The sequence below is a fragment of the Inconstantimicrobium porci genome (assembly GCF_009696465.1).
Taxonomy (GTDB): domain Bacteria; phylum Bacillota; class Clostridia; order Clostridiales; family Clostridiaceae; genus Inconstantimicrobium; species Inconstantimicrobium porci.
Genome location: NZ_VULX01000007.1, coordinates 46,226 through 68,522, shown reverse-complemented (window position 1 = coordinate 68,522; position 22,297 = coordinate 46,226). Strand labels below are relative to the sequence as shown.

The 22,297-nt window shown below is 32.4% G+C and carries 16 protein-coding genes; 1 reads left to right on the top strand and 15 read right to left on the bottom strand.

What is annotated here, in order from left to right; all coding sequences use genetic code 11:
• Positions 1-27: 27 nt before the first annotated feature.
• From mtaB to gpr, 12 genes are all read right to left on the bottom strand, one after another.
• Positions 28-1,332 (bottom strand): tRNA (N(6)-L-threonylcarbamoyladenosine(37)-C(2))-methylthiotransferase MtaB, encoded by a 1,305-nt coding sequence (gene mtaB / locus FYJ33_RS06880; RefSeq protein WP_154531010.1) that lies wholly within the window; start codon positions 1,330-1,332, stop codon positions 28-30.
• Complete coding sequence (locus FYJ33_RS06875) at positions 1,333-2,076, bottom strand: 16S rRNA (uracil(1498)-N(3))-methyltransferase (RefSeq protein WP_154531009.1); 744 nt, start codon at positions 2,074-2,076, stop codon at positions 1,333-1,335.
• Between the two features lie 285 nt (positions 2,077-2,361).
• On the bottom strand, positions 2,362-3,303 hold the full coding sequence (gene prmA / locus FYJ33_RS06870; RefSeq protein WP_154531008.1) for a 50S ribosomal protein L11 methyltransferase: 942 nt from the start codon (positions 3,301-3,303) through the stop codon (positions 2,362-2,364).
• Between the two features lie 326 nt (positions 3,304-3,629).
• Positions 3,630-4,766, bottom strand: a complete 1,137-nt coding sequence (gene dnaJ, locus FYJ33_RS06865; RefSeq protein ID WP_154531007.1) for a molecular chaperone DnaJ — start codon at positions 4,764-4,766, stop codon at positions 3,630-3,632.
• Between the two features lie 446 nt (positions 4,767-5,212).
• Complete coding sequence (dnaK, locus tag FYJ33_RS06860) at positions 5,213-7,063, bottom strand: molecular chaperone DnaK (protein WP_154531006.1); 1,851 nt, start codon at positions 7,061-7,063, stop codon at positions 5,213-5,215.
• Between the two features lie 58 nt (positions 7,064-7,121).
• Positions 7,122-7,751 carry a nucleotide exchange factor GrpE gene (gene grpE, locus FYJ33_RS06855; protein WP_154531005.1) on the bottom strand — a complete coding sequence of 210 codons (630 nt, stop codon included), beginning with the start codon at positions 7,749-7,751 and terminating at the stop codon, positions 7,122-7,124.
• 36 nt (positions 7,752-7,787) lie between these two features.
• A complete protein-coding gene (hrcA, locus tag FYJ33_RS06850) occupies positions 7,788-8,813 on the bottom strand; it encodes a heat-inducible transcriptional repressor HrcA (RefSeq protein ID WP_407717515.1) in 1,026 nt (341 codons plus the stop codon).
• A 509-nt stretch (positions 8,814-9,322) separates the two neighbouring features.
• Positions 9,323-10,450, bottom strand: coding sequence for a radical SAM family heme chaperone HemW (hemW, locus tag FYJ33_RS06845; protein WP_154531004.1), 1,128 nt, complete (start codon positions 10,448-10,450; stop codon positions 9,323-9,325).
• 344 nt (positions 10,451-10,794) lie between these two features.
• A complete protein-coding gene (lepA, locus tag FYJ33_RS06840; protein WP_154531003.1) occupies positions 10,795-12,603 on the bottom strand; it encodes a translation elongation factor 4 in 1,809 nt (602 codons plus the stop codon).
• 86 nt (positions 12,604-12,689) lie between these two features.
• Complete coding sequence (locus tag FYJ33_RS06835) at positions 12,690-12,983, bottom strand: hypothetical protein (RefSeq protein ID WP_154531002.1); 294 nt, start codon at positions 12,981-12,983, stop codon at positions 12,690-12,692.
• A gap of 373 nt (positions 12,984-13,356) precedes the next feature.
• The gene (locus tag FYJ33_RS06830; protein ID WP_154531001.1) at positions 13,357-14,421 is read right to left on the bottom strand and encodes a stage II sporulation protein P; all 1,065 of its coding nucleotides are present in this window, start codon (positions 14,419-14,421) and stop codon (positions 13,357-13,359) included.
• A gap of 434 nt (positions 14,422-14,855) precedes the next feature.
• Positions 14,856-15,830, bottom strand: a complete 975-nt coding sequence (gpr, locus tag FYJ33_RS06825) for a GPR endopeptidase (RefSeq protein WP_154531000.1) — start codon at positions 15,828-15,830, stop codon at positions 14,856-14,858.
• A gap of 209 nt (positions 15,831-16,039) precedes the next feature.
• Between gpr and rpsT the strand changes: the two genes are divergently transcribed.
• Positions 16,040-16,303 (top strand): 30S ribosomal protein S20, encoded by a 264-nt coding sequence (rpsT, locus tag FYJ33_RS06820; protein ID WP_154530999.1) that lies wholly within the window; start codon positions 16,040-16,042, stop codon positions 16,301-16,303.
• A gap of 354 nt (positions 16,304-16,657) precedes the next feature.
• Here the strand turns inward: rpsT and holA are convergent, their stop codons facing one another.
• The 3 genes from holA to FYJ33_RS06805 form a co-directional block, all read right to left on the bottom strand.
• Entirely contained in the window at positions 16,658-17,686 is a 1,029-nt protein-coding gene (holA, locus tag FYJ33_RS06815) for a DNA polymerase III subunit delta (protein ID WP_154530998.1), read from the bottom strand.
• A 260-nt stretch (positions 17,687-17,946) separates the two neighbouring features.
• Complete coding sequence (locus FYJ33_RS06810; RefSeq protein WP_154530997.1) at positions 17,947-19,626, bottom strand: ComEC/Rec2 family competence protein; 1,680 nt, start codon at positions 19,624-19,626, stop codon at positions 17,947-17,949.
• A 22-nt stretch (positions 19,627-19,648) separates the two neighbouring features.
• Positions 19,649-22,156, bottom strand: a complete 2,508-nt coding sequence (locus FYJ33_RS06805; RefSeq protein WP_154530996.1) for a P-type ATPase — start codon at positions 22,154-22,156, stop codon at positions 19,649-19,651.
• Positions 22,157-22,297: the final 141 nt, after the last annotated feature.

Sequence of the window (22,297 nt, the reverse complement as noted above, 5' to 3'; positions counted from 1 at the left end):
AGAATGTATATAATAATTATATCATTTTTATTCCATTTTTCCTATTATATTTTCGCCTTCAACATCATCAAGCTTAACATCAAGAATCTTTCCTACTACTGAATCACAGTCAAATGGTACTAATACCTTCATATAATTGCTTGTATAACCTTCAAAATATCCAGGCTTATGATTACATTCCTGTTCAAATAGAACACTCATATTATGTCCTAGGAACTTTCTCATGAATTCCTGTTCATTTTTATTGCTTAATTCTATAAGAAGCTTACTTCTTTCTTCTTTTTTGTTTCCATCTATCTGATTATCCATTGAAGCAGCTTTTGTTCCTTCTCTTGGAGAATACTTAAATACATGCGTCTTAGTAAGTTTTATTCTCTTTAAGAATTCATAAGTCTTATTAAATTCCTCATCAGTTTCTCCTGGGAATCCTACTATTACATCTGTTGTTATAGAAACATCCTTAATATTATCTCTTAAAACACCAACGATTTCCTCATACTTCTTTGAATCATATCTTCTGTTCATTCTCTTTAAAGTTTCATCACAGCCACTCTGCATTGAAAGATGGAAGTGCGGACAAAGCTTTTTAAGCTTCTTAATTCTCATAACTACTTCATCAGTAAAGAATGTAGGATCTATTGAACCTATTCTTATTCTCTCTATGCCATCTATCTTTTCAATTTCTTCTATTATGTCAACTAAAGTAATTTTCTCATCTAGATCAACACCATATGATGCTATGTGTATTCCTGAAAGTATTACTTCCTTAAATCCATGAGCTGCAAGTTCCCTAACTTCTTCAATAACCTTTGTATGGTCTTTTGAACATACTGCTCCCCTAGCATACGGAATCAGACAATATGCACAGAATCTATTACATCCATCTTGTATTTTAAGAAAAGCTCTAGTCTTATCCTGATAATCTTCTATCTTAAGGTCATCAAATTTCTTGTCTTTTAGTACTGGATTTACAGACACAACTTTAACTTTTTCATCTCTTGCTTTATTTACCCAGTATATTATTTCGCTCTTATTTCTTGTGCCAAGAACAACATTTACTCCTGGTATTTCCTTAACTTCATCTGGTGCTATTTGTGAATAACATCCAACAACAGCTATTACAGCCTTTGAATTAAGTCTTCTTGCTCTTCCAATAACCTGTCTTGATTTCTTGTCACCCATATTAGTAACTGTACATGTATTGATTACATATACGTCAGCCTTTTCACTGAAATCTACAACTTCATACCCATCTCTTATGAATTTTTCCGTCATAGCTTCTGATTCATACATATTAACTCTGCATCCTAATGTATAAAATGCTACTTTCATTTATAAATTTCCTCCTAAATCGCCAAACTCGTATTGTAAAAGCGTGCTGCATACGAATCCAGCAGTTTCAGTCCTAAGTATTCTGTTTCCTAATGTCACTATCTCAGCTCCATTATTTTTAAGTTCTTCTATTTCGCTTTCTTCAAATCCGCCTTCAGGTCCAATAACTATTGCAACACTTTCTATATTGCTGTACTTTTCTGCAAGATATTTCACGCCTTTATTTTCTGCATTTTCATATGGTACAACTACAAGATCATATAATGACATATCATTAATCAGTACTGCAAATTCTATTGGTTCTTTAACTCTCGGTACGATTGTTCTCTTACACTGCTTACAGGCTTCATTTGCTATTCTCTGAAGTCTATCTAGCTTTTTGAATTCGCCTTTAAGTTTCACATCTACTCTCTCAGTAATTGTAGGAATTATTTCATTTACGCCAAGCTCTGTTCCTTTTTGCACAATAAGATCCATCTTTGATGCTTTAGGCATCCCCTGATAAAGAGTTATTTTGATATTGCTTTCATTATTTATATCTAATTTCTTAATTATATCAAGCCTTACATCTTTTTTAGTTATCTCAGCAATCTTAGCAAGGAATTCTTCTCCTTGATAATTATTCAGGATAACTTCTGTACCCTCAGTAAGTCTAAGAACTTTATATAGATGCTTTACATCATCTCCATATATAAAAGCCTGATCTCCCTGAAAATTCTGTATTTCAGTAAAGAATTTGTGCATGTAATACAACTCCTTTATCATCTTTCATTTAATAATTTCAATTAAACCTCAGTTTAAACTTCTAATAAAAATAATCTGTGAACCAGCGAACAGTTAATAGTGAACAACGAATAGAAAAGGATGAAACTCCTTACTATTAAAAATCAACAAGCAAAGCGCAGCTAATTTTTTTACTTTTTCTATTCACTATTCTCTATTCGTTATTCACTGAAGAATCATCTTGCTCGACTCCGCTTTCAAGATGGGCCTAAATTCTAAGTTCAACTTTCGCTCTGCTCAGTTTCACTAAGAATTTACAGCCACAATGCAGTTCCATTCTCCATCTTTATTTACTTCAACAACTTCAAATCCGCTTTGTTCAAGTTTATCTATTACCATCTGTCTTCTGTCATGTATTATTCCTGATGATATGAAGATTCCACCTTTATCTAGTGCTTTCTTTACATCATCTACTAGAATACATACCACTTCTGCAAGTATATTTGCAACAACAAGATCTGCTTTTCCTTCAACTACATCAAGAAGATTTCCATGAAGTATTTCTATGTTATTAAGATTGTTAAGTCTTAAATTTTCATTTGCAGATTCCACCGCAACAGGATCAAGGTCAACACCTACAACATGCTTTGCACCTAATTTTGATGCAACTATTGCAAGTATTCCAGAACCAGTACCAACATCAAATACAGTAGTATCCTTTGTTACATATTTTTCAAGTGACTTGATGCACATACTTGTTGTTTCATGTGTTCCAGTACCGAAAGCCATTCCTGGGTCAAGTTCAACTACAAGTTCACCATCTCTAGCTTCATATTGTTCCCACATAGGCTTTATAACAATATTATTTCCGATCTTAGTAGGTTTATAATATTTCTTCCATGTATTTGCCCAGTCTTCTTCATGCATTTCATTAGTTTCAACTTTTCCTTCACCAATGTTTATGCCCATTGATTTTATTTCCTGAAGCTTTTCTTTTATGTATTCAACAGTCTTTTCTATGTTATCTTGTTCTGAAAAATATGCTTTTACTACTGCTGCCTCTCCCTTATATTCAAGTACGTTTATATCTGCAAAGTCATATGTAAGAGGACCCTTTTCTGTGTTTTTGAAATCATTAGGATCTTCAATGGCAACATTTGCACATCCTAATCCATAAAATATTCCTGAAACAGGTTCTATAGCCTCACTTTCAGTAATAACTCTGATTTCTATCCAAGTTCCTTCCATTTAAATCATCCTTTCAATCAATATCGATTCTCGACTATTTATCTATTTTACACTGACACACATAAATTTTCAATTATCATTTCTCAATTCACGTAATAGTTATGAACTAAGAGAGCAGAGTTTTGGTTAAAATTCTTTTCGCTTCGCTCAAGAATTTAACATAATGGAGGGAATCCCTCCAAACCTCCTGTTAAATTGCTTAACGCAATTTAACCTTCCGAAACTCCCGCCGGGGAGCTTCATCCTTTTCTCTGCTCTCTTCTCTCATATCTCTTATCTTTTACCAAGAAAAAAAGTGCAGGTTAATCTGCACTTTATTCTACAATTTATTTCTTTCCGAATATATCCTTAAAGCCTTTCTTATGTGGCTGTACTTCAACCTTTTCACCGCTTGCTTCCATGAATAACCTTAGAGCTTCTTTCTGTTTTTCGTTAAGGTTCTTTGGTGTATCAACTATTACATTGACATACTGATTTCCTCTCTGTCCAGAGTTAACCTTAGGAACACCCTTACCCTTAAGTCTAAGCATTGTACCTGATTGAGTACCTTGAGGAACTGTTATCTTAACATCACCATCTACTGATGGAACTGTTATTTCAGCACCTAAAGCTGCTTTTCCAAAGCTTACATGTGTATCTATATATAAATCTGAGCCTCTTCTCTTGAATATGTTAGAAGGCATAACATTTATTCTTATATATAAATCTCCTGCTGGTCCACCGTTAACACCGTGTTCTCCTTGTCCTCTTAAAGGCATCATATTGCCAGTATCAACACCTGCTGGAACCTTTATAGTTATTTTTCTGTTTTTTCTTACATGGCCCCTGCCTTTACATGTTGGACATGGTGTTTCTATAATTTTTCCTTTACCACCACATTTATCACATGTTGTAGTTGAAACGAAATTTCCAAGACCAGTCTGTCTCTGAATTCTTATCTGACCTGTTCCATGACACTTATCGCATGTCTTTGGACTTGTTCCTGGTTTAGCACCAGAGCCATTACAAGTTTCACAGTTTTCATTTCTTGTAATTGATATTTCTTTTTCAACGCCAAATACAGCTTCTTCAAATGTAAGATTTAAACGATACTCTAAATCGTCACCTCTCTGAGGTGCATTTTTTCTCTGAGCACTTCCACCGCCGAATCCACCGCCGCCGAAAATTGTATCAAAGATATCGCCAAATCCTCCCATACCTGAGAAATCAAATCCACCATCAAAGCCGCCGCCAAAACCGGCACCATCAGCACTACCGAATTGATCATAATTAGCCTTCTTTTTGGGATCTGATAGAACCTGATAAGCTTCATTTATCTCTTTGAACTTTTCTTCTGCTTCTTTATTTCCTTTATTTTTATCAGGATGATATTTTATAGCAAGCTTTCTAAAAGCTTTTTTTATTTCGTCATCACTGGCTCCTTTTTGAAGACCAAGTACTTCATAATAATCTTTATTTGCCATGGGTTCACCACCTATATTATTTTAGTAAATATTCTATTTGAGTAAATCTACTCTCTATCAATACATATTTACATTCTGTATGCTCACACAATGTAGAATTTAGAATGTAAAATGTAGAATGAAGGTTAAAATTCTTTTCGCTCTGCTCAAGAATTTAATAGAATGGAGGGCAGGCCCTCCAAACCACCTGTCAGATTACTAAACGTAATCTGACCTGATTTATTTTGAACTGCGCTTTTACGAAGTTCATTCCTTAACTATTCCTTATTCGTTGTTCTCTATTCACTAAATTGCATCTATACTCAAATTATAGATTTTCTTCAGTTATACTAGTTTGCGCAGAATCAACTATTATATATATTTTGCTTAGAAAAAGGGAAGACTTAGGTGCCTTCCCTTTGATATTATATCTACAAGTTAATTAAGTGTCAAAACTTAATATTCTATTATTTGTCGTCGTCTACCTTGAAGTCAGCATCTACAACATTGTCATCATGTGGTGCCTGTTGTCCTGCATCAGCTCCTGGGTTTCCTCCCATGTTTGGATCTGCTCCTTGTGGGTTAGCCTGCTGATACATCTTTGAAGATATTGCATAGAATTCCTGAGTTAATTCTTCAGTAGCCTTCTTAATAGCCTCTATATCTTCTCCATCTTTAACTTTCTTTAATTCATCAAGTTTAGTCTGAACCTTAGCTTTATCTTCAGCTGAAACCTTATCTCCTAGTTCTCCTAAAGTCTTTTCAGTCTGGTAAACTATCTGTTCTGCATTGTTCTTAACTTCGATTGATTCTTTTCTCTTCTTATCTTCTTCAGCAAATCTTTCAGCTTCTTTAACAGCCTTATCTATTTCATCATCGCTTAAGTTAGTTGAAGCTGTAATTGTGATGTTAGCTTCCTTGTTAGTAGCCTTATCAACAGCAGAAACCTTAACTATACCGTTAGCATCTATATCAAATGTAACTTCAATCTGAGGAATTCCTCTTGGTGCTGGAGCAATTCCTGAAAGTGTGAATCTTCCTAAGCTCTTATTGTCAGCAGCCATCTGTCTTTCACCTTGTACTACGTGAATTTCAACTGAAGTCTGACCATCAGCAGCAGTAGAGAATACCTGGCTCTTTCTTGTTGGTATTGTTGTATTTCTTTCGATTAATGGTGTAGCAACTCCACCTAAAGTTTCAATTCCTAAAGTTAATGGTGTAACATCTAGTAATAATACATCCTTAACTTCTCCTGTTAAAACTCCACCTTGAATAGCAGCACCTACTGCAACACATTCATCTGGGTTAACTCCCTTTGAAGGTTCTTTTCCTGTAAAGTTCTTAACTGCTTCTACAACAGCTGGGATTCTAGTAGATCCACCAACTAATATTACTTTATCAACATCGTTGATTGAAAGACCAGCATCGCTTAATGCCTTCTTCATTGGTTCAAGAGTTCTCTGAACTAAATCATGAGTAATTTCATTGAATTTTGCTCTAGTTAAAGTCATTTCAATATGCTTTGGACCAGTTGCATCAGCTGTGATGAATGGTAAGTTGATTATTGTCTGATTTGATGAAGATAATTCTATCTTAGCTTTTTCAGCTGCTTCTTTTAATCTCTGTAAAGCCATCTTATCATTTCTTAAATCTATGTTGTTCTTAGCTTTGAAATCTTCAGCTATATAATCCATTATCTTTTGGTCAAAGTCATCTCCACCAAGTTTAGTATCACCATTTGTTGACTTAACTTCGAATACTCCGTCTCCAAGTTCAAGTATAGATACATCGAATGTACCACCACCAAGGTCAAATACTAATATCTTGTGAGCAGCTTCCTGCTTATCAAGACCATAAGCAAGAGATGCAGCTGTTGGTTCGTTGATTATTCTTAAAACATTAAGTCCTGCAATCTTTCCTGCATCCTTAGTTGCCTGTCTCTGGCTGTCGTTAAAATATGCTGGAACTGTGATAACTGCATCACTAACAGTTTCTCCAAGGTAGCTTTCAGCATCAGCCTTTATCTTTTGAAGAATCATAGCTGATATTTCCTGTGGGCTGTGTTCTTTTCCATCTATATTAACTTTGTAGTTAGTTCCCATATGTCTCTTTATTGACATTATAGTTTTATCAGGATTTGTTATTGCCTGTCTTTTAGCAACCTGTCCTACTAATCTTTCTCCATCTGCCTGGAATGAAACAACTGATGGAGTTGTTCTTGCTCCTTCTGAGTTAGCGATTACGACTGGTTCTCCACCTTCCATAACTGCTACGCATGAATTTGTAGTACCTAAATCTATTCCTATTACTTTTCCCATTTTTCTTCCTCCTCAAATATTATCTATTTAGAATTTTATTTTTATGTTAAATTAATATTTAATTTGCAACTTTAACAATTGTGTATCTTAAGACTTTGTCACCTTTTTTATATCCTTTTTGAAGGACATCAGCAACAACGTTCTTACCCAAATCTGGATCATCAACATGCATTACTGCCTGATGAAGATGTGGATCAAATTCTCCACTTGCATCTATTTCTTCAACGCCTAATTTATCAAATGCATTCTTGAACTGTCTCATTGTCATATCGACACCATTCTTCAAGTCTTCTACAGAACTATTTTCAACTGCAACAGCTCTTTCAAGATTATCAAGAACACCAAGCATTTCCTTTAATACATCATTACATGCATCTGCATAAATGCCTTCCTTTTCTTTAGCAGTTCTCTTTCTAAAGTTGTCATACTCAGCATTGATTCTTACAAGCCTATCTTTTAATGTATTCAGCTCATTATTTAGCTTTGTATTTTCTTCTTTAGCTTTGAATAACTCCTCAGTAAGCTTAGAGAATTTATCATCATCTTTATCTTCTTCCTTCGGAGCATTATCTGCTTCATTTTTTACTTCATTAACTTCATTTTCTGCTGTTTCTTCTTTAGTATCAGTTTCTACAGTATCATTTAATGTTTCTTCTATCTTTTCTTCTTTATCTTTCTTATTATCCATAACTTACCAAACACCTCATCTCTATTTCTCAAATATCTATAGTTTCTTTTTGTTAATAACTTCATTCAATTCTTTCATAACTTCAGCCATAATAGAGACTACTTTAGAATAATTAATTCTTCTTGGCCCTATAAGTCCAATTGTACCTAGCGGTACATCATCCATAAAATATACTGCTGAAATCACACTACAATTTTTAGCGCCAGGAAGATAATTTTCATCACCTATCCTTATTGAAAAACCATCTTTATTATCAAGTAGAGCACTAATTTTACCTTTGTCCTCTAAAAGACTTAATATTTCTTTGGCACTTTCTATATCATTGTACTCTGGATAATTAAATATATTTGTTGTTCCTTCTGTAACAACATCATCATTTTCATTCCCATTGTTAAGTGTTTCATATAGAACCTTAATAAGTGGATTAAAAATGTCATCATATCCAGTAAGATCATCTCTTATAGAGTTAATCACCTGCAGATTTATCTGCTCAATTGTATGATTCTTCAATCTCATGTTTAAAACATGATTAATATTCTCGATTTCATTACTGCTTGGAATATTTTTTACTTTGATAATACTATTCTTTACTCCACGGTCAGTAATTATTACTACAAGAATATTATTTTCATCAATAATCATTAATTGAAGTGATTTTATATAGCCTTTATTAAAAGATGGAGTCTTTGCAACACAAGTTAATTTAGTAAGATCGGATAATAAAGAACTTACCTGTTTAACCATCTTATCAACTTCAAGCAACGCCATATCAATTATTTCATTTTTTATGGCAAGCTGTTCTTCTAAGGATAACTGCTGCTGTTTCATAAGCTTATCTACATATAATCTGTAACCTTTGCTAGAAGGAATCCTACCTGCAGAAGTATGTGGCTGCTCAAGATACCCAAGTTCCTCAAGGTCTGCCATTTCATTTCTTATTGTAGCCGGGCTTACTCCCAGCTCATACTTTTTAGCGATAGTCCTTGATCCTACCGGCTCTCCAGTAGTTATATAGTCATTAATAATAACCTGTAGAATTTTAATCTTTCTTTCGTCTATCACTAACACCACCTTTTTCTGTTAGCACTCACTATCATTGAGTGCTAATGACTATGCTTTAAATATATTATTTATATTTAGTTTTGTCAATTTTAATATAATTATATTTATCGCAAATTCAGCCGTTTTTTTAATATTTTTATATATTCGCTCTGTTTTTCTTCCATTTCCTCAATAAATCGCATACATATGAATTTATTTTTCTAAATTGAGCATAATTTAAAATTAAGCATAAAAAAAGACTGCATAATCACCTGCAGCCCCACAACAATCTTGTAAAAACGAATAACAATAACGAGCAGTGAATAGAAATGGTTAAAATTCATTTTGCTACGCTTATGAATTTATCAAAATGGAGGAAAATCCTCCAAACCTCCTGCTGAATTACTAAACGTAATTCAGCCTGTATTTTTTATAATAATAACTTCGCCATAGCAAAGTTATTTCCCCAACTATTCGTTATTCTCTGTTCGTTGTTCACTAATGCTATTATTAACTATATTTTTTTGTACTTATGTCAGTATAAAGTCACTCATGACGTAATTTGAAAGTTCAATGCCTTTTGCTGTGAGATAGATTCTCCCATTTTCTCTTACAAGTAGCTTTTCATTAATATGCTTATCTATTACATCTTTATAGATAGTATCTATTTTTACGCCGAATTTTTTCTCAAAAGTTTTTTCACAGACTCCTCTTATCATTCTAAGCCCCATGAACATGAACTCTTCCATATTATCATCTAAGGAGTTGTGTATTTCTTCTTCTACTGAAGTAGTATCATTTTCTATATCATTAATATATTTTTCTATGTTTTCTTCATTCTTATATCTATTGCCATTAACATATGAAGATGCAGCACTGCCGCATCCTAGATATTCATCAAGCATCCAGTAAACTTCATTATGTATGCATTCTCTGCCCTGCTTTGCAAAATTAGATATTTCATACTGATGATAGCCGTTCTGCTCTAAGATTCTTTTTGCAGAATGGTACATTTCCCTTTCATCATCTTCAGACGGCAGGTTAAGTCTGTCATTATTATACATGTTATAAAATGGCGTACCTTCTTCTATTATTAAGCTGTATGCAGATATATGTTCTGGGTTTAGTTTCACTATATCTTCTAATGTTTCTATCCAGTCTGAGACTTTCTGATCTGGAAGTCCAAACATTAAGTCTACATTTATATTATCAAAACCCGCTTTTCTTGCCAGATTATAATTTTCTTCAAAAGTCTTATAATCATGAATACGTCCAAGTGTCTTAAGCAGTGAATTGTTTGTTGACTGAAGACCTATACTTAGCCTGTTTACTTTTCTATCTTTCATTAATTTTAATTTTTCAAATGTCAATGTTCCCGGATTACACTCAACTGTAAATTCATAATCATCTGCAAACTTCAGCTTATCTATGGCAGATAAAAGTATATCCATTTCCTCTAAAGTTAAATAGGTGGGAGTACCCCCACCTATAAAGACTGTCTTTATTATATATTGTTCTGCTTTCATCTTTATTTCCTTGATGAGAGCAGCAACATATCTGTCTCTAAGATTATCCTTTCCAGCGAATGATGGGAAATCACAATACATACACTTATTTTTACAGAAAGGTATATGTATATATAAAGATATTTCTTTCATCTTTACACCCCACTCATTAATTTATAATTTAAAATGTATAATGTATAATTTCGGATTGAACTTAGCTGAAGCGCAGTTCACAAGCCAAAGCATAAGCGAACATACCAAATCTAAGATTTGGAATACCTGCTTGGTCAAGACGTAAGCGAATATACAAAATCGAAGATTTGGAATACCTGCTTAAAATAAAACAAATTCCTCTTTAAAAACTCTCAAATTAAATTGCATCTAGCAATTTTACAGGAGGTTTGGAGGGTATCCCTCCATTAAGTTTGAAATTCACGAGCATAGCTTCGTGAATTTCATCCTGAATTATACATTATAAAATATACATTCTACATTAACTAGTCTACCTTTAGAACGCTCATGAAGGCTTCCTGTGGAACTTCAACAGAACCTACCTGTCTCATTCTCTTCTTTCCTTCCTTCTGTTTTTCTAGAAGTTTTTTCTTTCTTGAGATATCTCCGCCATAACATTTTGCAAGGACATCTTTTCTCATAGCCTTAACTGTTTCTCTAGCGATTATCTTTGAACCTATTGTTGCTTGTATTGGAATTTCAAACATCTGTCTTGGAATAATCTCCTTAAGCTTTTCACAGATTCCTCTTCCCTTATGATAAGCTCTTTCCTTTGGAACTATCATAGAAAGTGCATCTACAACATCACCATTTAGAAGTATATCAAGCTTAACAAGTTCTGACTTATCGTATCCCTTAAGTTCATAATCAAGAGAAGCATATCCCTTAGTTCTTGATTTTAAAGTATCAAAGAAATCATATACTATTTCATTTAAAGGAAGTTCGTAATGAATTACAACTCTTGTTTCCTCTAAATAATTCATATCTATATACTTTCCTCTTCTATCCTGGCAAAGTTCCATTATCGATCCAACGTAATCTGTTGGTGATATAATAGAAGCCTTTACTATAGGCTCTTCCATATAAGCAATTTCAGTTGGTTGTGGAAGATTTGTAGGGTTAGTAAGCTCTAATAAAGTTCCATCTGTCTTAGTTACTTTGTAAATAACTGAAGGTGCTGTTGTAATAATATCAAGATTGAATTCTCTTTCAATTCTTTCTTGGATTATTTCCATATGAAGTAATCCCAAAAATCCACATCTAAATCCAAATCCTAAAGCTATTGATGTTTCTGGTTCAAAGTTAAGAGCAGCATCATTTATCTGCAGCTTTTCAAGTGCATCCTTAAGTTCACCGTATTTTGCTCCATCTACTGGATATATACCTGAATATACCATTGGCACTGCTGGTTTGTATCCTGGAAGTGCTTCGTCTGTAGGTCTGTCGGCATATGTAATTGTATCTCCGACTCTGGCATCCCTTACATTCTTAATTGATGCTGTTATGTATCCAACATCTCCTGCGCTTAATTCCTTAATTGCACGCATATTAGGTGAAAATATACCAACTTCAACTACTTCATATACTTTGCCTGTAGCCATAAGCTTAATCTTTGTTCCTGCTTTTACTTTACCGTCTAATATTCTAACGTGATTTACAACACCTTTGTAACTATCATAGTATGAGTCAAAAATCAACGCCTTAAGCGGAGCCTCACTATCTCCATTTGGAGCAGGTATTTGCTCAACAACAGCTTCAAGAACATCTTCAACATTTAGTCCTGTCTTAGCTGATATAAGCGGCGCCTCTGATGCTTCTATACCTATAACATCTTCAATTTCTTCCTTTATTTCATCTGGTCTTGCACTTGGAAGATCTATTTTATTGATAACTGGTACAATTTCAAGATCATTATCTAATGCAAGATAACAGTTTGCAAGTGTCTGTGCCTGTATTCCCTGAGTTGCATCAACTACAAGAAGTGCACCTTCACATGCTGCAAGACTTCTTGAAACCTCATAGTTGAAATCGACATGTCCTGGAGTATCTATAAGATTAAAGATATATTCCTGATTATCACTAGGTCTCTTATATACAAGTCTTGCTGCCTGTGACTTTATAGTTATACCTCTTTCTCTTTCTATCTCCATGTTGTCAAGTACCTGATCTTCCATTTCTCTTTTAGTAAGAGTTCCTGTCTTTTCAATAAGTCTGTCCGCTAATGTAGACTTTCCATGGTCAATATGTGCTACAATAGAAAAATTTCTAATATACTTTTGTCTATTCTCTGTCATACTAGTACGAAGCTGCGCTTATCATAATGTGCATCAGCTTCATTCCACCCCCATTTCTTTTTTCTTTCGCTGTAAAATAATTTAACTCAAAACATATTTTTAATTTTATTCTTTATATCTGTTAAGTCTATTTTATATAAATTATTATTTAAGTCAATAAAAATTACTCCCTGTCTATTATACAGTTTAATTATACTTTTATCACTATAAAATTTTTGTGCAGAATTTCCAAACTTTGAATTTATAAGTTCTGTATTTTTTCTATAACTATTTGTAAATGTGGTCATATCTCTGTTGAAACTTATATTAATAACTATAAAACTACACAATACCATTATAAGAATCATTATAATCGGTATGGCTAAGATTTTCTTTTTCAAAAAACGACCTCCTTTATACAGTGAATAACGAATAGTGAACAACGAACAGTTGATGTAAGAACTTCGCTGAAGCTCAGTTCTAATTACAAAAGAACAACAGATGCAATTACGTCAGTAATTGCATAGGAGGCTTGGAGAAGAATCCTCCATTATGATAAATTCATTGTCAAGACCTAAGTGAACATACCAAATCAGAGATTTGGAATGCCTGCTTAAGCGTAGCTATATGAATTTCAACCTTTTCTATTCACTATTCGTTGTTATCTATTCACTAAATCTAAGAATCTATAAAGGAAAAATATTCTCTATAAATTCAAGATAAAATTTCACTATCATATTATATAAGGATGTTCATTTCTTGTTTTTTTATGCACTATTTTTTCCCATTTATCTTTTCAGCAATAAGTCTTGCAATATACTTAGCCGTTGTCTGCGCCTCTTTAGGAGTATTTACATGAGATCCCACTTCTATAAGGAAAGCGTTTTTACTTAAATCTTGATTAAATGATTTGTTCTTTCCATTTCTATAGCATGTTATTCCTCTTGAAAGACCTGGAAACAGCTTTCTGGCCATATTATTCATTTCATCAATAAGAGCATGATTATCTTTGGCATGAGGATTATTATTAGCTGTAACAAACATGATTTTAGCCATTGATTCTCCATTAAGTGTAGCTGTTATAGCACTCTTATTAGGAACAGAATCTCTATGCAGATCAATAATAATCTTAAAGTCACCATACTTTTTCAAATACTCACTTACTGTATTTCTTGAACGATTGTAACTTTCATCATATGACCTGCTTATTGTAGTATCATGTATTGAAGCAATACCATATTTCTTAAGCTCATCTTGAAGCACCCCCCCTACGCCTATAACACTTTGGGATGTATCAGCGCTGTCACTGGCAGCGCCATAAGCTTCCATAGTATGACTGTGATAAATAAGCACTTCTGGCTTTCCTTCATTAAGCTGTTTTACAAGGTCTTTATTAAAAGCCTTTGAAACAGATAACCCCTCAGTTCCTTTTTTCTCTTCTGGATTCAATTTTATAATACTATTTGAATCTACATTGTATGAATTAATCTTCGTTATTTCTCTGCCATTTTCATCAAAATTAATATGATTATTATACTTAACATTATTGTATTCCTTAAATAACGGAATCTGATTCTTTACAATATTAACTGGATTAAAAAACATATCATTTAGATAGGATAAAATTCCATTACTATATATATTGTTAGAATTCTCATTATCAAAACTACTGCTATTTAAATATGGAATTACACTTCTTACTATTATTTTATCTGAATCATTATTCTTACTAACAATACTTTCATATCCCTTAAAAATAAAAATCCCAAATATTATAACCACTGCGTAGAGCAGTACAACTGTTATATAATGAAAAACACCACTTTTTTGATTATTCATAATGCACCTCACAAACCAAAACAAATTCTTTAACCTATATTTAAGATATATGAGATCAACATTACAAATATGATTTTTAAATTATCTGAAAAGATTAGAGCTATGAGAGCAGAGAGAGAACAGGTAGAAACTTATTCGCTATACTCACAAATTTCTAAATAATAATAGAGTTTTCCACCTCCAAACCTCCTATGAAGTTGCTGAACGCAATTTCACCTGTAGTTTACTTTTATGATAGTGGTAATCTATACTCTTTTTAAAAAACATAATTTTTACACTTTCCAAATTTCCAATTTAAAGAGTTATAAGAGGAACAAGTCCTCTTATTTTGAAAATCCTGCTGGGGGGGGGCATCCTTCATTTGACATTTGGTATTTGGCATTCCCCAAATGAGTTTCCTCCTTTTCTCTTCTCTCTTCGTTCTGCTCTCTAATCTAATTCATAAATTTATTGATGTCTTCCATTTCAAGATTTGGCTGAAGAGCTTTATTTATTGACATTGAAATAATTTTTGATACTGATTCTATTATTACATCTATCTCTTTAGGCGTTACTATCATATCCTTGCCCTTTTCACTGATCATTGATTTTATAAGTGCACTCTTTTCATTCTTATCTATATCCTTAAGCATTGAGAAAAAAGCCTTATTATTTTTTGTCTGCTCCATAAGACCATCAATTATATTATCTATAGAATCATTTACTATAGTTGAAGCATAAACAACTGTAGGAACTCCAATTGCTATTACGGGCACTCCCAGAGATTGTTCGTTTATTCCTTCCCTGTTGTTTCCAACCCCTGCTCCAGGTGATATTCCAGTACTTCCTATCTGAATTGTTTTATTTATTCTTTCTAAATTTCTTGCAGCCAGAGCATCAATGCATATTACAAGTGAGGGCTTAATTTTATCAACAACTGCTTTAACAATTTCAACAGTTTCTATACCAGTTATACCCAAAACACCAGGTGATAATGCACATACTGATCTTACTGAATCATCAATAGTATCAGGCATTACCTTTTTAAGATGTCTTGTTATCATCATCTGTTCCACAACCTTAGGTCCAAGTGCATCAGGCGTAATATTCCTGTTGCCAAGCCCGATTACAAGCGCAGTCTTATCCTCTTTTACCTCAATAAGATCTGCAAGATAATCCGCAACTACCTTTGATACATCGTCCATAAGCTCGCCATCATAATGTGTATATTCTGGTATATCAACTGTTATATACTTCCCTATAGATTTACCAATTTTCTCAGCACCTTCGGGTGTAGTTACCTCAACTGTTGTAATCTTTATATCATCTTTTTCATCTTCTTTAAATATAACGCCATCTGCTTCTCTTTTATGTATGTTTTTATAAATTTCTCTTGCTTCTACGGCTAAATCTGTTCTTACATTAATCATTTATTTATGTCACCTTCTTAAAATACTTTTTAGTACGTTTTTCAACTTATAATTTAGTATTTCCTCACACTTTATTTTTATTTATTTTAATAAAAAACTTGAACAAACACCTTATCAATGCTATAATAACCCTTGTTGAATATTAACTCGGACGCAGATTTCCCCAAAAACTGCAGAGAACCCTAAAATAACGAAGGGGGTGAATACCAATGGCAAATATTAAATCAGCTAAAAAAAGAATTAAAGTTACTGCAAACAAAACTTTAAGAAATAAGATGATAAAGTCAGCTCTTAAGACAGAGATAAAGAACTTTGAAGCATCAATAGTTGCTGGAAATAAGGAAGAAGCTACAGCTGCTTTCTCTAAAACTGCTAAAGCTTTAGATATGGCTTGCACTAAAGGTGTTGTTCACAAGAACATGGCTGCTAGAAAGAAATCTAGACTAGCTGCAAAGTTAAACGCAATGGCTTAATTGTAATAAATAAACCGGTCAGTATAGACCGGTTATTTTTTGCGCAAAAACACTTTTTAATTAAGAGGACAAATCTATCTAAAAGCTCTTTTTATTAAAAATTAGAGCTAGTATCAACTAAATTGGTGAAGTTACTTAATTTAATAACTACACGCTGAGTAAAAAACAAGCCGTATTACGTTCAGTAATCCGGCAGGTGGCTTGGAGGGGTGTCTCTCCATTATATTAAATTCATGGGTGCAGCTCCATGAATTATAACCTTCATTTGGCGTTTGGCACTTGGCATTTGGCATTACATTGCTTTCTCTCATATAGCATGTTTATCTTAGTTTCATTTTTACTCTTCACTTTTAATTATTTTATGCAAATGTTCAAAAATAGTAGTTCCATCTCCATCTTCTTATCTCCGCCTGTGCTTTTTAAAAGTCTGTCTGTTTTTACACATTCCTTCATGGCAAATTCAAGTGACTTATATGAAAATTTTCTACTCTGTCCTATAAGCTTTTCCGCAACAAATAAAGGTCTGCCTATTTCTCTTGCAATTAAATCCTTGCTCTTTTTCTCATCTAGTTTTGATTTTATCTTAAACAGCATATTCATCTGATTTTCAACAAGTGCAAGAATCTTAGTAACTGACTCACCTTTTGCTATAAGTTCATTCATAAGATCAATAGCCTTTTCAGGTCTTTTGATGCTTAAAAACTCTACAAGGTCAAAAACGTCTTCGTCTTCCTTCTTAGGTGTAAGTGCAATTATATCATCTCTTGTTATGTTATTATCACCGACATAGCATACAAGTTTTTCAGCTTCTCTTTCAATTACGTTAAAATTGTTTTCTACTGTATCACAGAAATACTTAAGTTCAATTCTTCCTATGTCTTTACCCTTCTCATCAAAAATAGACTTTACCTTTTTAAGGAGTTTCTCACCTCTAAGTTTATCGGCCTTAACTATTTCGCAAGTTTTTCCTAATGTCTTAAACTTAAGATTCTTCTCAGCCCTATCTCTTTTGTCATTAAGAAGATAATACATAATAAGTACGCAATGGTCTGGAGTATTCTTAAGATACTCCCTCATCTCAGTGTAAAGTGATTTAGAAGCACTGTCAGTCTTATCCTTTAAAAATTCTGCTCTGTATACAACAACAACTTTCTTACTACTCATAAAAGGAAGTGTTTCACAGTTATCCATAATTGACTTGAATGTTGTATTCATACCATCTATACGAATAAGGTTAAGTTCCCTAAAGTTTTCATCAAGAGTACTGTTAATTATAGAATCTATCCCTTCTTTAATAAGCAGTTCATCAAGCCCTACAAATATATATTTATTTTTAATATCATTCTTCTTAACATTGTTCTCTAAAATTTCTAAATCAATCATACGTTCTACCTTTCATATAATTTAAAATGTATACTTTATAATGCATAATTCAGCATGAAATCAGCGAACTGATTTCTTTATTAAAATGGAGGCAAGCCTCCAAACCTCTAAAATATGTATTTTCCAAAGAGTTTTAAAGAGGAATTCGTCCTCTTTTTAGAACTCCAAAAAGGGAGTTCAATCCGAAATTATACATTTTACATTCTAAATTTTACATTTATTATAAATATCTATAAGCATAAATTTATTATAGTGTTAAGTTAGTTAATTTTATTTAAATAAATTGTTCCACCATTTTCATCTATGTCTATTATATCATAGTCACTGCTTCTCTTCTTATCTTTATCAAGCCACTTTATATTCACTTTCCCTGATTTGTTCCTTATATACATATTGGAAAGAGTTTTATCATAACAAAATACGCTATTTCCTATTTTAATATAGCCTCCGTTATCTAGATAAATCTTTTCATTATAATCAAGATAATTAAAATTATTGTACTGTGACTTCTTTAATATAATCATCTTGGAAAATCCACTCTCTATATATACACCTTTATCATATTTTTGTCTGACAAAAGTAATCTTAGGATTAAAATTATACATTGAAAAGAGCATATAAAACAATAGCGGAATTGGTGCATATTTAAGTTTTTTGAATCCATTAAGATAAAAATAGGCACAGATAAGCAGGATACAGTAAACACAAACTATACTAACATTTACTCTGAGCATCGGCAGCGAAATCTTATCTAACAGAAAAATACATCCTCTAATGGCGGTGATATTTACTTTTATAAAAATGCATAATATCTTAAAAACCGGTTCTATAAAATAGGCAGCAATAGAGAAATCACCTAGTATTATCATTATACTGAAAAAAGGTACAAGAAAAAGGTTGCCCCATATAAAATTAAGTGATACATCTTTAAAGCATAAAGCTATAATCGGAAAAGCAAACACTTGAGCAGCTAATGAAATACTTACCGCCTCACCAATCCTTTCAGGAAGCTTATACATTGCATATCGTATCTTCCTATGAAATAATATTATGCCAAGTGCTGCTGCATAACTAAGCAGAAATCCAATACTAAATAAATTATAAGGTTTATAAAGCACAAGTATAAGAGCTGAGAGACATAATGAAGATACTGCATCATAATTCTTCATGGCTTTTTTGGACAGCATAAGTACACTCATCATAAAAAAAGCCCTCAATGCAGATGGCGGTGAACCTGTAAAAATGACATACAAGAATGTAGCTATAGTGGATACATAAAATCCAGAAATCTTCAACAATATCATATAAATAAGAGAAATATGAAATCCAGATACACTTATAATATGTGATACACCAAACTCATTAAGCGTATCCTTATCATCTTCTGATATATAATCCTTATTACCAAAAGCAGCGCTCATAACTATAGATGTATCTCTTTTGCCTATGCTTTCCTTTAATCTTTCATAGATTTTGTCATTGAATCTCGCCATGCATCCCTTTAAAGTCTGCTTTCTGCTTATTACTTTTTCAACATTGACTATGCCGCATATCCCTTTTTCAATATTATTTGAGTTCTTATAAAATCCTGTTACTACATAATCATCTCCTTTATAGAGATTATGCTTTTCACCAATAATTTGAACCCTTCTACCCTGCAGATCTCCATAGATATCATCTTTACTAACATCCGTTACTGAAACTTTCAGCATTCTGCCTTCTTCATAAAAATTATAATAAACATACGTATCAGCTAATGCTACAGACATCATTATCATGCAAACAAACATCATTTTCTTTCCGCTAATTATAAAAACAAGTAAAAAAAATAGTGCAGCAAATAATACTGCACACAAAGAAGAATATTCATATATATCATAAAATAATATACCGGCAAATGCAGCTACACATAAATTAACAAGAGGTCTTTTAACACTCATTACTAATCACCTCAATATTAATTTATTGTCGCCACTTTTCCAATAAAAATTCAATTACTATAAATAATATCCACAAACCACCCATAGTATATAAATCATTTTTAGTTAAGCTGAAGTTTACCCATGTAAATACTATTATTCCTAAAACAACAGCTGCAATAACTGAATAAATTATAACGTTTAGTTTATCTTTAAATATATTGATTTTATTCTGAATAACAGTTGTAATAACAGTAGCTGATATAAAGCTCATAAATATTATAAATCCAGAATTCAAGTCAGTTCTTAAATCAAGACATATAATCACTGCTACAGCTTCTATCAAAGCTCCCGGCAAATAATTGTAAAACCTTATGCTATTTACCTTGTCAGCGGAATTAGTTATAACCGGTTGTAAGATAAGAGGCATGCCTATAATATTAAATACTGCTAGAACATAAAGATTTATTGAATCAAGGAATCCTAAATTATGAAGCGTAAAAATCATAGCAAGCTCTGCTATAAGCACAAACATTATAAACTGAATAAATAAGTTTAGATTTCTAGTAAACAGTTTTTCATATCTGAAAAGCCTTATAAATCCACTTATATAATCTTTTTTCATATAAATGTCTGATAACTTTTTTACTGTAGATGGACACTTAGCTCCATTAGAAACTGAAAGATGTGATGCTTTAAGCATAACTATATCATTTATGTTCTCACCAAGCATAGCAACTTTTTTCTCATCTTTAATAAATACATCAAGGATTCTGCTCTTAAGATTATTGTTTACCCTTGAAAATATTTTCGTTCTTAAAACCGTTTTATCGAATTCATCCTTTTTCATATTTTCAAGTTCTACGCCCGACATTATGTTAAAGACGTTTCTAGCCATACCGATTGATTTACCCATGCTTGCAGATGTAATCTTATTATCATCAGTAAACACTATTGGCGTTACCCCTAATCCTCTAAGTTCAGTCACCTTATCTTTTATATCTTCAATCATCTTTGACTCAAAACCAACCATTCCAACAAATACAAGATTACTCTCTATATTTTCATCTTCAGAAGGCTGATAGCCAAAGTTTCTATAAGCTATTGCAATAGTTGTATATCCTTCGTCTGACATCTTAAAATCAGCAGCTTTTATATTATCTATATCTTCGCTTGTTATCTCAACTTCCACTCCATCTTTCATAATATGAGTACACTTTACGATAACCTCATCAACTGCGCCCTTAAGATTCACTCTATATTTCTTCTTAAACCTGTTTACAGTTGTCATCATTCTTCTGTCTGAATCAAATGGTATTTCAAATATCCTATCTTGTGTTTTTAAGAGATTTCCACGAAATATGTCTCTCTTATAAGCCATTTTTAAAAGAGCCATATCCTGATATTCTCCTTTTCCCTTGTCAGTATCAGGATCATATACAGCATTATTACATAATACTGAAATTTCGATAAGTCTCTTAAAAGTAGAATTAATATCCTTTATATTATGTATATATTCAAGCTTATTGTTTACATATATTTGCTTGACCTTAAGGCTTTTTTCACATATTCCGCCTTCTTTTGGTATAAAAATCATGTTTGTTTCAGATATCTTATCAATAGCACCCATTCTTATAATCTCAATTCCATGTGATAGAAGAACTCTTTTAATCATTATTCCATTAACAAACACACTTATAATTGGAAACATAGTTGCCAGTACAGTAAGAAAATACCCAATCATTTCACTACTCAAATTATCAAATACAACCTTCTGTATAACAGCTGCTGCTATAACAATTACAGTTCCTATAGTTATACACTTATTTAGCTTAAGATATAAGCCATTCATAAATCCATTATTCTTTTCTTTCATTGTTGTCATGGAATTAATAATCTTGCCGATTTCTGTGTTTATACCAGTGCCAACAACTATTCCATAGCCTGTCCCACTTACAACAGTAGTACCTTTAAAAAGTATATTTCTCATTTCAGTAAAAGAAGTAACTTTATCCTCTACCTTAGTAGCATATTTCTCAATTATAAATTTCTCACCAGTTAAATTCTTTTCAAATGTTTTAAGATTTTCACATTCAGTTATTCTTATGTCTGCTGGCACAACTGTATTAGCCTTAATTTCAACTATATCTCCGACAACAAGTTCCTCAGCCTTTATTTTCAGTGTATTATGTCCTCTTATAACAGTTACAATATCATCATTAAGATTCAAAAAAGGCTTGTACTGTTTAATATCCTTTACTTCTAAATACACTTTCATTGAAAACATTGCAATAAAAGTAATTACTGATATAGAAGCTATTAGATAATTTTTATTAACATACAGTGCAATTACTACTGCAAGATATATAAATAAGTATGGCTGCATTGTTGATTTAACGGCACTTTTTATTTTCTGCTCTATATTAATATTTAATTTATTATTACCGAAATGCTGTCTTCTTTCCTCAACTTCATCAGGTTTTATTCCTTTATATACATCACTCAGCAGCATTTCTACCACCTTGTTCCATGAAAGACTATACCAATTCAAAATATTTTCCGCTCCTTATTCTTAATTTGCTAATTAATTATAATGTATAATCAAATCCGAAATTTTCACCAATTATAAACACAATATTTCTTATCGTATATATGCAGCTAAACTTCACATTAAATTATACATTATAAACTA